Origin of the sequence: Enhygromyxa salina (genome assembly GCF_002994635.1) — a bacterium.
GTDB lineage: Bacteria > Myxococcota_A > Polyangia > Nannocystales > Nannocystaceae > Plesiocystis > Plesiocystis salina_B.
In genome coordinates this window covers 69,693-80,538 of the sequence record NZ_PVNL01000118.1, presented here as the reverse complement: position 1 = coordinate 80,538, position 10,846 = coordinate 69,693, and the positions used below count along the sequence as shown (strand labels likewise).

General features: G+C 65.0%; 12 protein-coding genes. 5 read left to right on the top strand and 7 right to left on the bottom strand.

Annotated features, from left to right (window positions below; translation table 11 throughout):
• The first annotated feature begins 219 nt into the window (after window positions 1-219).
• Window positions 220-777: a globin family protein gene (locus tag ENSA7_RS30085; protein ID WP_181234259.1), complete on the top strand. Its 558-nt coding sequence runs from the start codon at window positions 220-222 to the stop codon at window positions 775-777.
• A gap of 4 nt (window positions 778-781) precedes the next feature.
• Window positions 782-1,483 (top strand): hypothetical protein, encoded by a 702-nt coding sequence (locus tag ENSA7_RS30080; RefSeq protein ID WP_146158284.1) that lies wholly within the window; start codon window positions 782-784, stop codon window positions 1,481-1,483.
• 38 nt (window positions 1,484-1,521) lie between these two features.
• Here ENSA7_RS30080 and ENSA7_RS30075 read toward each other — a convergent pair whose 3' ends face one another.
• Window positions 1,522-2,358, bottom strand: coding sequence for a DUF4198 domain-containing protein (locus tag ENSA7_RS30075; RefSeq protein WP_181234258.1), 837 nt, complete (start codon window positions 2,356-2,358; stop codon window positions 1,522-1,524).
• A gap of 992 nt (window positions 2,359-3,350) precedes the next feature.
• On the bottom strand, window positions 3,351-4,259 hold the full coding sequence (locus ENSA7_RS30070) for a LysR family transcriptional regulator (RefSeq protein ID WP_106092828.1): 909 nt from the start codon (window positions 4,257-4,259) through the stop codon (window positions 3,351-3,353).
• Window positions 4,260-4,377: 118 nt separating this feature from the next.
• Here ENSA7_RS30070 and ENSA7_RS30065 point away from each other — a divergent pair, with 118 nt between their 5' ends.
• Window positions 4,378-4,767, top strand: coding sequence for a RidA family protein (locus ENSA7_RS30065; RefSeq protein WP_106092827.1), 390 nt, complete (start codon window positions 4,378-4,380; stop codon window positions 4,765-4,767).
• 388 nt (window positions 4,768-5,155) lie between these two features.
• The gene (locus ENSA7_RS30060; RefSeq protein ID WP_146158283.1) at window positions 5,156-5,557 is read left to right on the top strand and encodes a hypothetical protein; all 402 of its coding nucleotides are present in this window, start codon (window positions 5,156-5,158) and stop codon (window positions 5,555-5,557) included.
• Window positions 5,558-5,609: 52 nt separating this feature from the next.
• Here the strand turns inward: ENSA7_RS30060 and ENSA7_RS30055 are convergent, their stop codons facing one another.
• From ENSA7_RS30055 to ENSA7_RS30045, 4 genes are all read right to left on the bottom strand, one after another.
• On the bottom strand, window positions 5,610-6,923 hold the full coding sequence (locus ENSA7_RS30055; protein WP_146158282.1) for a Vgb family protein: 1,314 nt from the start codon (window positions 6,921-6,923) through the stop codon (window positions 5,610-5,612).
• 588 nt (window positions 6,924-7,511) lie between these two features.
• Window positions 7,512-7,667 carry a hypothetical protein gene (locus ENSA7_RS44365; protein ID WP_181234256.1) on the bottom strand — a complete coding sequence of 52 codons (156 nt, stop codon included), beginning with the start codon at window positions 7,665-7,667 and terminating at the stop codon, window positions 7,512-7,514.
• Window positions 7,668-8,205: 538 nt separating this feature from the next.
• Window positions 8,206-8,367: a hypothetical protein gene (locus tag ENSA7_RS44360; RefSeq protein WP_181234255.1), complete on the bottom strand. Its 162-nt coding sequence runs from the start codon at window positions 8,365-8,367 to the stop codon at window positions 8,206-8,208.
• The gene (locus tag ENSA7_RS30045; RefSeq protein ID WP_106092823.1) at window positions 8,364-8,615 is read right to left on the bottom strand and encodes a hypothetical protein; all 252 of its coding nucleotides are present in this window, start codon (window positions 8,613-8,615) and stop codon (window positions 8,364-8,366) included. Before ENSA7_RS30045 ends, ENSA7_RS44360 begins: the two co-directional genes overlap by 4 nt.
• A 266-nt stretch (window positions 8,616-8,881) precedes the next feature.
• Here ENSA7_RS30045 and ENSA7_RS42640 point away from each other — a divergent pair, with 266 nt between their 5' ends.
• Window positions 8,882-9,529: a hypothetical protein gene (locus tag ENSA7_RS42640; RefSeq protein ID WP_146158281.1), complete on the top strand. Its 648-nt coding sequence runs from the start codon at window positions 8,882-8,884 to the stop codon at window positions 9,527-9,529.
• A 329-nt stretch (window positions 9,530-9,858) separates the two neighbouring features.
• Here the strand turns inward: ENSA7_RS42640 and ENSA7_RS30030 are convergent, their stop codons facing one another.
• A complete protein-coding gene (locus ENSA7_RS30030; protein WP_106092820.1) occupies window positions 9,859-10,830 on the bottom strand; it encodes a DUF4280 domain-containing protein in 972 nt (323 codons plus the stop codon).
• Between the last annotated feature and the right edge of the window lie 16 nt (window positions 10,831-10,846).

Below are 10,846 nucleotides of genomic sequence, written 5' to 3'. Positions count from 1 at the left end.
ATCGCGTCGAGGTTGCGAGCGGGACCGTCGTGGGGCCCGCTCGCGGTGTGATCGTGAGCACAACACACATGACCCGGGGGCCGCTCTCAGCGGGCGTTACGTGCTACTACAGCAGCGGCGCGGGGTCACAGTCACGTGACGTCGCGATGACACACTATGGAAACCAACATGAAAAAACTCGATACTGTCCTAATTGGCACTTTACTCGTCTTCGGTACATTGCTCAGCCCCGCCTGCGGTGATAACGGCACCACCGATGTCGGCAACGAGGAGACCGCTGGCGACGGGGACGGGGACGCGACCGGCGATGGGGATGGCGACCCAGGTGATGGGGATGGCGACCCAGGTGATGGGGATGGCGACCCAGGCGATGGCGACGGCGACAACATGGAGTGCATGACCGACGTCTGCGCGACCTACGGCGCCGCGGTGCCCACCGTCGCTGGCCAGATCGTCGACATGGCCGCCGTCGATCCGCTGTTCATGGACGATTTCGCGCCGCTCGTGGCCCAGGGTCCCGCAGCGGTCGACGCGTTCAAGGCGAGCTTGGCAAACTTCATCTCCGACGCCTACGGCTGCACCACGGATGCATACACAGGCCCGACGATGGAGGTCGCTCACGCTGGGATGGCGATCACACAAGAGGAGTACGACGCGTTCCTCGGCCTGATCGTCGGTGTGCTGTCTGGTGCGGGTGTGCCCGACGACGACATCAACTTCTGCTTTGCCCCGCCGCTCGTCGATCCGACCTTCGCGGCGACGATCATCGGACAATAGACCGATGCGTGGCGCTCGTTGGATTAAATGGTCGGCGCTCGGGATCACCGTGTCGGTGCTCTCGTTCGTCGCTATCGTGGGGGTCGCTCACACACCGTGGGGTCGGCCGCTGCTGGGCTACTTGAGCTTCCTGGGCATGAACGGCATGAACTCGGGATGTCCAATTGGCGCCGAACTCGATCCAGCGCGCGCCGCTGAGCTTCGCGCCGCGTCGCTCGAACCACTGCGCGGCGCGACGCCCTCGGTGTCGCGTCGCGTGCTCGGGTTCGAGCTCGGGACCAGCCGACGCGACGAGGTGCTCACCTGGTCCCGCGACCAGGGGCTCGAATGTAGCCCACCGCCGCGCCAGCCCAACAGCTCGGACTTGCGCTGCACCGGCCTGCAGCTGCGTGGTACCGACACCCGTGGCAGCGTCAATTTCAGCTTTGACCCGGAGGATCGCTTGCTCGATGTCGAGCGCGCCGTGCGAGTCGGCGACGCCGGTCTCGCGACCGAGCTCGGTTCGGAGCTCGAGGTCGAGATCGCTCAGAATTCGGGCGCGCTCAGCTCGAGGCACGGCGAGCTGACGGCCGGTTACCTCAGCCGGGGTCCCCTCAGTCAGAGCGCCGCGGAGTTTCGCTTCGAGGACATGCGCGCGCAGGTGATCGTCACCAACATGGGCGACGGCGCGTTCTCGATCCGCGGGATCCACCAGAGCTTGCTTTAGACCCGCCCCATTGCAACGGAGTCGAGGTCCCAATTACCTCAACCTCGAGCCCCGACAGCGAAGCTAAACGAGGCCCAGTAGCTGCGCCAATCCGCGGTCGCGCACGCGTCTTCATCCCGCCGCCCCGCACAAGGCTGCATGTACACCAAGCGCAACAACCACGCCCCGGGCTGATCGATCATGAACGCCACGACCCCGCCCGCGTCCGTGGTCCCGCGCGCGGTCACGACCCCGTTCACCCGCGAGTGCAACGCGCTGACCGCCACGCCCGCCAGCGGCTTGCCAGCGAACAGCACCTTGGCCCGCAGCGGCTCGCCGGGCTGCATGCGATAGGGATCATCGAGCAACACAATCTCCATGCGATGCCCGAGCGGCTTGCGATGCAGTCGCCCGCGCGAGCGCTCGCCCACGCGGATCAGCGACTTGATCGAGCGGGTGTATCGCTCGTGCTCCTCGACGCGCGGCGCTTGTTGCCCACGGACGGCCTGCATGTCCGTGAGCTCCTCGTGCTCGAGATAGAACGTGAATTTTTCGTCGCTCAGCGTGATGTCGACCCACTCGCGCTCGAGGCCGAACAGCCCCAACCCGTCGCGCTCGAACGTGCGCCCGTCGACGACCGGATCGGCGCCCGCGGCCGAGCTGCGAGTCAGGTCCTCGTGCGCGCAGCGGTGGCGCAGCTCGAAGCCGTGCACCTTGGCGGGATCGTGCGGGCGCGAGGCCTCGGGGACCAGGTGATCGCCGACGAACAGATCGATCGTCACGGGCTCGTCGATCGCCGGGGTGTAGTCGCGCGGGGCCAGCCAGTAGTCGTGGGCGTGAGCCGTGACCGGGCACGAGAGCAGCATCAACGCGAGGAGTCCGAGGGGGCGGCGCACGCCCGCGAACGTACCACTCCAACTCCTGCGTGCAGGCCTACGACCAGCTGTAGCGAGGCGCATCGCGGACGGGTCAGCTGTCAGACAAGACCCGTTCGGCGCGATGTCGCCCCCGAACTTGCGCAGCTCCGTGAGTGTCACCGTGAGTCCGAGGCACGGCTCGACCATCACGGCGTGTTCAGAGTCGTGTCGGTCACGCGGGCATGTCGCGGTGACCGATCCCCACGACGTGGTGCTCGGCCGTCGCACCGTCGTGTTGCAGGACTCAGGCGTGAGCCAACGAGGTCGCGGCTGCGCCCAGCCGCGACTACCACAGAGAGTAAGACCATTGTTCCCATTGATAGGTGTTAGCGTGGGTGTAGACGGAGCCGTCGGGCCTCGCCCCCAGGTGGAGCCCGTGCGCCACCGATGTCAACAGGAAGCGTTCACCCACTGGCTCGATACGCCACCGTTCCCACTCGGCGCGATTGGAATGCACATACACTGTGCCGTCCGGGCGCGATCCCAATTGTGTCTGATGATAGCTGACGATGAAGACCTCTCCGCTGCCGGCGTCCTGAACTGTCCAGGTCTCCCACTGAAGCCGATTTGTGTGGGTGTAGACGGAGCCGTCTGGCCGCGCGCCGAGGTGCTTCGTACTATCACTGCACGCTTCTGCAAAATCAAATCGGGAACCCGGACTCGGAGTCTTCGCTGGGCGGTAAGGGCTTCCGAATGGGGCCGAGCACTGCGGATAGGGCCGAGCACTGCGGATAGGACGTCCGATGCGGGGTCGTGGATCTCGCGAATATCGCGCCACCCTGAGATCGGCGTGTTCGTCGGCCGGTCATCGAAATGAGTGACTTGACAATGAACGCGAGCCTCGGAGACCGCGCGCTCGAAGGGAGCTGGCGCCTCGATCTTGGCGAGGGACTCTGGGATCCGCGTGACTTGGAGTCGACCTGAGCACGACATCGTCTCAGCTTTGGCGCCGTGCTAGCCTAGCGCGCCAATCAGCCCATGGATGTGCCGCCGAGCTCCTCGGCGAGGAGGTCGACGAAGCGCCGAACTCGTGCGGTCAGGTGGCGGCGACTGGGGTAGAGCGCGACGACTGGGGCTTCCCCCTGGGCGAGGTCGGGCAGGACTGGCACGAGTCGCCCGTCCGCGATGTCCCCCTCGATCAGGAAGGCGGGCAGGTACGCAATTCCCCGATCTAGGAGCGCCGCCGCTCGCAGTGCTTCGGCGCTGTTCGCTCGCAGCCGGCCCCGAACTGGGATCCGGGTTTCGTTGCCCTCGTCGTCCAGGAAGCGCCACGACTGCGACCTGGCTCGCGTGCGGAAAACCAGGCACTCGTGGGTCGAGAGAGCGTCGAGGTGCGGAGGGTGCCCGTGGCGCGCCAGGTAGGTGGGGGACGCGCAGAGCGATGCGCGGAAGTGGGTCAGCACTCGGGCGATCATTCCACCCGGCGCAGTGATCGGAGCCAGTCGCACGACCACGTCGAGTCCCTCGTCCACCACGTCCACGGGGCGATCGGTGAACTCCAGGTCCAGTCGAACGTCGGACCAGCGCTCCAAGTAGCGGACAGCGATGGGAAGCACGACGCTACGTCCGAACGCGTCGGGGAGGCTGACCCGCAACGTTCCTCGGGGCTCACCGGCGCTCGCGTCGAGGCTCGTCTGCGCAGCGTGGGCCGCTGAGAGCACTCGACGTGCGTGCTCGGAGAAGGTGCGCCCTTCCTCCGTGAGCCGTATCGAGTGACTCGTCCGCTGAAAGAGACGTGCGCCAAGGAGGCCCTCGAGGCGAGCGACTGCCTTGCTGGCGGCGGAGCCGGTGAGGCCGTGCGCGCGACCGGCCACGACGAAGCTCTCCGCATCGGCAGTGGCGAGAAACAGGCGAAGGTCCGCGAGCTTGAGCCCTGCCATTCCACCGTTGTCGCCGATGCACGAATTCTCGTCAATCCAAGCAGGAATACAATTCGCTCTGCTGTCGATCCACCCTCGGGGGCGGCCACGAAGGGCCGAGAAGGAACCGAGGACACCCATGACCCGCGACGTCGTCTTTCCCGCCGATCCCCACAGTCTCTACGAGGCCCACGGCTACTCACCCGCCGTTCGTTCGGGCGGCCTTCTCCATGTCTCGGGTCAGGTCGGGGCCAGGCACGACGGCTCGCCCGAGGTCGGCTTCGAAGCTCAGGCGCGGCTCGCGTTCGAGAACCTCGAGGCGGTGCTTCGAGCGGCAGGGTGCTCCTTCGACGACGTCGTCGACGTCACCCTCTTCGTCGTCGATCCCGAAGCGCATCTCGAAGTGTTGGTGCCCATCCTCCAGGCACACTTCGGGCGACCGTATCCCGCGTTGACGGCCGTTGGTGTCACGTGGCTCGCCGGCTTCGATGTGGAGGTCAAGGTGGTGGCGCAGCTTCCATCGAGCTGAGCGCGCGCACCATGCCGTCGCGGTGGGGTCGACGTGCACGCGGGCGCGGCCGTGCCCAGCCGCGATCGTCACCGGCTCATGGCGCCGTCGACGTTGCGGTACAGGTACACCGCGCCGGTGCGCGCGCCGTTGCGGCGAGGTCGAGCACGCCGTCGCCGTCGAAGTCACCCGTCGCTCGCGGCTGAGTAGGTATCAATCGAGCGCGCGCCCAGCTGTGCGTCCGCGCTGTGACAGCGCGGAGACGACGGTGCGCGTCGACGCAGAATCTGAACGCGGCATCGCGCTCGCGGCCCTCGGCTCTCGGCGCTGAGTTCAGCCGACCCGCCGCGGGCCGTGGCCAGTGACCCCATGTTGAAGCTCGTCCAAGTTCGCTAGAGTGGATCTTGGTATGAGCGTAAACGTGAATGTCACCTACCTATCCACCTCGCTGGTGCAGGCGCGAGCATCGTTGGAATCGATCTTGCGCGAGCCGTTCCCGGTCGGGACCCAGCTCAAGGTCGGAATTTCAGTCAACCCGATTGGTCGTGTGCTGGGGGTCTCGCCGACGTTCATGACCGGGGGCGCCGCGAAGCTGCATGGCAAGATGAACCGCGACTACCGCTGGGGGGTCACCGCACTGTACTTCCTGTTCGAGACCTCGTCCTACGGCGAGTGCCAGGCGGCCGAGCGAGCGCTGATCGAGCGGCTGTGGGAGCTCGCGCCGGGCTCGACGCTCAACGAGGTCGGTGGAGGAGGCGGCAGGAGACCGGTCGGGCACCGCAAGTACTTCGTGTACCTGGCCCGCGGTTGAGCTGCAGCTGGGGGCGCGAGCCCCGATCTGCAGCGCTCGCCAACCTGCCAACTCAGCCGTTGGGGATGCCCGCGGAGCTGAGCGCGAAGCCGGTCATGTCGCTGTAGGTGTAGGCCCCGACCAGGTTGCTGAAGGTGTCGATCGTGCCGGTGTCCGGGTCGACGCGATAGGCGTCCGTGCTGGCGAAGCCGACGGCCCACACGTAGCCATCGAAGTCGATGCTGATCCCATGGGCGTAGGCCGGCAGCGGGATCTGTTTGGTGACCTGGAGGGTCTCGGTGTCGATGCCGACGAGCGTCGCGTCGAGCTGGCGGCAGTGCCACAGCGTGCCCTCGCCGTCGGTCATGCAGCCGCCCCACGCGTTCCCGCCCGGGCTCGGGAGGGTCTGCCAGGTCTGGAGCTGGGGATCGAAGCGCGAGGCCCCGCCGCCAGCACAAAACCAGGGCCGACCGACCGAGTCGACCGCCATGCCGTAGCTGGCCACGCCGGGGCCGCTCCAGATCTGGTAGCTGAAGTTGTTGCGGTCGACACGAACGAGGCGCGCGCCACCGGTCTCGATGCCCCAGAAGTGACCGTCACCATCGACGGCGCCGCCGTACAGGCCGATGCTGCTCTGGATCTCTGGGATCGCAATGGTCTGCTCGACGACGCCGGTGTCACCGTCGAGCAAGAGCACTTGTGTGCTCCCTGCACCGTTGGCCCCGGAGGTCCACAGCTTCTCGTTGACCCAGCTACACGTGGACTCGTCCCACGTGCCCTGGGCCCACGCCAGGGGCCGGTTGGAGGTGTACGCGAGCGGTGTATGCCAGGCGACGCACTCCTCCTCGCCCCAGGGCAGCAGCTCGGCGCCCCCGCTGGTCTGGATGCCAGGTGTGCCGTTGGACTCCTGGCAGTCATCGATGTTGTGGTAGATCTTCGTTACGCCGCCGTTGCGGCTGGCGATCGCCACATTGGCAGACAGCGAGACGGAGGTTCGCGACGGGTTCCCGGCCTGGTCGGGGCGCACATAGTAGCGACCCTGTTCGATCATGGTCTTGGTGTCGATCTTGGACACCGAATTTTGACTGCTGTTGGCGATCCAGATGTTGGACAGGGTGTCGCCGCCGGTGCCACCGCAGCTGTGTGGCGCGTCGGGGATCGACAGGTCGAACTTGGCCTCGCCGTCCTCGTTGCCCTCGCCGTCGGAGTCGGCGCTCGAGTCATCCGTGCCGGTCTCACCCTCGTTCCCCTCGCTCGCGGTCTCGTCGGCGCCGAAGGTCGTCAGCGTGGTCAGGCCCGAGCCTTCGTCACCCCGGCCTTCGCTTGCACTGCCATCGCCACAGCCGAAAATGAGGGCCGCCCCCATGAGCAAGGAAACTCGTCGCATTGCTGGAGCGTATCAGCTGGCGTCAAAAAATAGTGCATGGAAGCGCAGGCACCCTTGGGTGTGACTCCTGGCCGCCAAAACGGCCTCGGTCCTGCGGCCGAGCTCGTCGAACCGACGCGGCGGCAGCTGTCGCTCCTTCAATCAGGGTGTTCGCGGCTACACCGTTGTCTGCCGGCGGTGCCGCTCGGGGGAGGCGGGTCGAGACCGCCAACGGGGCGTGACCCAGACCTAACCGCTGGTCAAATTCCGCGCGCGCATCGTCGCCCGCCGCAAGCAGGACCACGAACAGTTCGGGCGCAGCTTCAGTCACGAGGTCACCAACGTGTGGCGGATCGTCGCGGGCAAGTGCCGCGAGACCTGGCCCTCATTCTCGGCCGAAGAGCTCGACGCCGACGTGATGGCCGAGCTCGACGAGCTGCCCCGGGCCTGACCCAATCAGCCCAGTCGCCCGGCGAGGCGCCTGTCGCTGACCCGCCAGGGCCCGCGCGATCGCGTGTGCTGATCTGCATACACGACTAAGGCAGCCCCAGACCTGACATGTCACAGGTTTCTTGAACTTGTTACGGACTCAGGACACTAGTGTCGTGCTCAGGTCGACTCCAAGTCACGCGGATCCCAGAGTCCCTCGCCAAGATCGAGGCGCCAGCTCCCCAATTCACCGGTCATGCCGCTCTGAGCCCACCAGACGCCGCTGAGGACGCCGCGGCTCGCGGTGTTGGAGAGGACGAGATCGTCCGAGATCATGCGCCCCTCGTCAGTCGTCAGCACCCCAGGCTTGCGCCTAATCGCACTCTTGGAGACAGAGGTGGACTCACTGCCTGGCGCGTAGGTCAGCCATTTCAATCAATGTGTTTGCTGCGCCGAGTATCAATGAGCTGTCCGTACTCCTCCCGGACTGGGAGGCCATAGCCAAGCCGCAGTCCTATCGGGTGAAGGAGTCCAAGGCGCGGGGAGTTCTATCGGGTGAAGGAGTTTAAGGTGCGGACCAAGCAACGTCGCGCTCGTCGTGCCGCCTGACGTGGGCCGTCGAGGCGCCATGAGCGTGGCGGCTCGCGGATGCTGGCGATCGAATCTCGCGCTCGCAATCTCGCGGATCTTCAGCATCGTCTACACTCCGAGCCAGGTTCACTCCAAGCTGCGTTCTCCTTCCTGGTATTCTCGCATCGCGGACGGGTCAGCTGCCAGACAAGACCCGTTCGGCGCGATGTCGCTTCCGAACTTGCCCAGCTCCTTGAGCCCGAGGCACGGCTCGACCATCACGGCGTGTTCAGAGTCGTGTCGGTCACGCGGCGAAGTCGAGCTCGAGCTGGCCAACAGGCGCTGGCCTCGGCCGCGGAGGCGGACGGGCACCGAGGCCGAGCTCGGCGAGCACACGCGCGATGTCGTCGGGCTTGTCGGCGACCTTCACCAAGCGCATCGCACCGCGGCAGCGCGGGCAGGTCATGGCCCGCCGTCCGTCTCCAGGGTGAGCACCGCGTGCTCGCGGTCTGCCGCGATCTCGATCGTCCCCGGCACAAACGCTTCGTCGTCACCACCCGTTTCGGGCTCGGACCTGAAGTCCCCGGACCACAGCGGGACCCAATGAACGAGCTGACGGTGACAACCTCGCCTCGTCGTCAGGAGTCGCTTGTCGCGGAGCTGCTTGTTCGCCTCGGGCGTCGGCTGGGTCTGTGACAGCCGAAGGTAGCGCATCGAACCCAGCCGCAGGGCATGCGCTTCCCCCCCGTAGATCGATCGTCGCGTAGCGATCGATCAGGCTCGACGGCGCCGAGCCCTAGACGGCGCGACGCTCGAAGTGAACCCGCTCGTACTCGAAGTAGGGACCCGGGTCGCACTTGGCCTGCGCTCTCACCTGACCTGTCTGTTAACACTTGGCGCTCGTGAACAAGCTCAGCTAGTCGAGATCCAAACACGTGGCGCGGTACTCGAAGCAACTGGGTAGATGTTCAAGTTCGCTAGTGCCCAGTTTCGCCACTACTTTCGAGTTGGGCGGACCCGGCGCGTTTTGGGACTCTCAGATCAAACCAACGGCTCCGCACGAAGTTTCAGCCATGTTATGCTCGACGCGGTCGCTAGATGTCCCCGGGTTTCGTCGCCTGACGCAGGCTTGGGCCCTGCGCCGGCTGTGGGGGCCGCAGATCGGCCTGCGCGCCGGGGCGGTGTTCCTGCGCGAAGACGAGGCCAACCCCGGCCTGCGCAAGCTCGACACCGGAACCCTCGTGCGCTTCGATCAGCGCCTGCGCGCGACGGCGGCCCGGCTGCTCGAGGTCGAACTCGGCGAGGCCGCCGGCGCCGTGCCCTGGCCCAAACTCGACACGTCGGCGGCCTGCGGGACTTGCGTCCACGTCGGTGCTGGCGCGTCGACGAGGTTGGCGAGAACGAAGCGAGCGCAGACGATTTATCGATCGGTTCCGCGGCGATCCCCAGACCTACGCAGGGTCTGGAAATACCTCGATTCGTCCGTCCGAGCGAACCTGAAGCAGATCGAAGACCGCTTCTTTGAGCGGCGCTCGGCCGTCGATGATACCGATCCGAGGGGAGACTGGGAACATATCCGGCAGGGCAAGCCACAACAGCCGAACCTTCAGCGCTCCGCTCCGGGTTAGAAACATCTCGAACGCCGCTGAGTGCGGTGTAGCTACTGCATGCCTCGTCCACGCGAAGTGAAACGTCACCGGATCCCGACGGACGGCGGTGAGGAGATCGATCAACGAAGCCTGCTGCCCTCCCGCTCCACACACCTCGGCGTTGACTGGCAGCCTCAGGCTCTGATCGAACGCGTCCAGATTGAAAAACGCCTCCGTGACGCCGTGCTGCTCGCAGTCGAGCTTCATTTTTCGCATCGCGTATCGAACAGTATTGCGAAACGAGTTTATTAGTGTCATCTTGCTCTGTGTCCTACCCTGGCTATTCATGACAAGTCTCCCGTTGACAACTACTCCATCGCTGGATTCGGTGTCCACTCCGTGTCCCAGTCAATGTCACCTCGCGTCTCTCGATCGCTGTTCAGACCTGCAGAGTGATCCGTCACGGTCATTACGGGTGTCCAGGTGTCTCCGACATCCCGCGGCCCACCAAAATCAATATAATCCGTAGGCTCGCCTCCATAACGCTGATCGGCTAAAACAACCAGCTCGTTGCTTGTGTCATCGGGGATTTCCCCATTCTTATCAAGACTGTAGTCGCTGGATATCCACCCAGTCTGAGCATCGACGATATATCTGTCACCATTGGCGAGTTCAACCTCAGTCACGGCGTGGTTCACGACTGGATCTGAACCGGGAATTCCGTCTCTCGTCATGATATGGATCAACCGTACGTTCTCAGCCACGCCCGCCTCGAGCAGCGAGCGCGCCAGCGCGTCTGCGAAGGCCTGACAGTTGTAGGTGTCGACATCGTACGGTGTGTCACCCCCCCCAGCGCCGATCGCTGTCGCGGCCATGAATGCTTTGAGACCCTCCTCAGTGCTGGGAAAACGGCCCTGGCGGGCAAAAGCTGCCGCGTAGACCGTCAAGGCTTGGGCGAGCACCGCCGCCGATGAAGCGTTCTGAAGCAGATAGACGCTCGCTTGTCCAGCGCTCATCACCCCGATGACCCCTCCAATGCTGCACGGCAGAAGGGCAGTTTTAGTCAGAGCAGTGAACGCCCCATCGACGCTGACGTCGGTAGGTGAGACCCAAAAACTTGGAGTGCTCGGGACGCAGGGTGCGCCTCCCTGGACACCACACGCGATGAACGAATTTACAGAAACCCCCGGGTTATGGTCCATGATGTCACAAGCTAGACTGTCCTCTGTGCATTGAAGCTTCGTCGAGCGCGACAAGAGGATTGAGGGGTTCACTCCTCTGTCACATTTTATCGTCGCACCGTCGACAACTTGCAGATGATATTCGTTGGGTACACTCATGTTAACTCGTTGAACG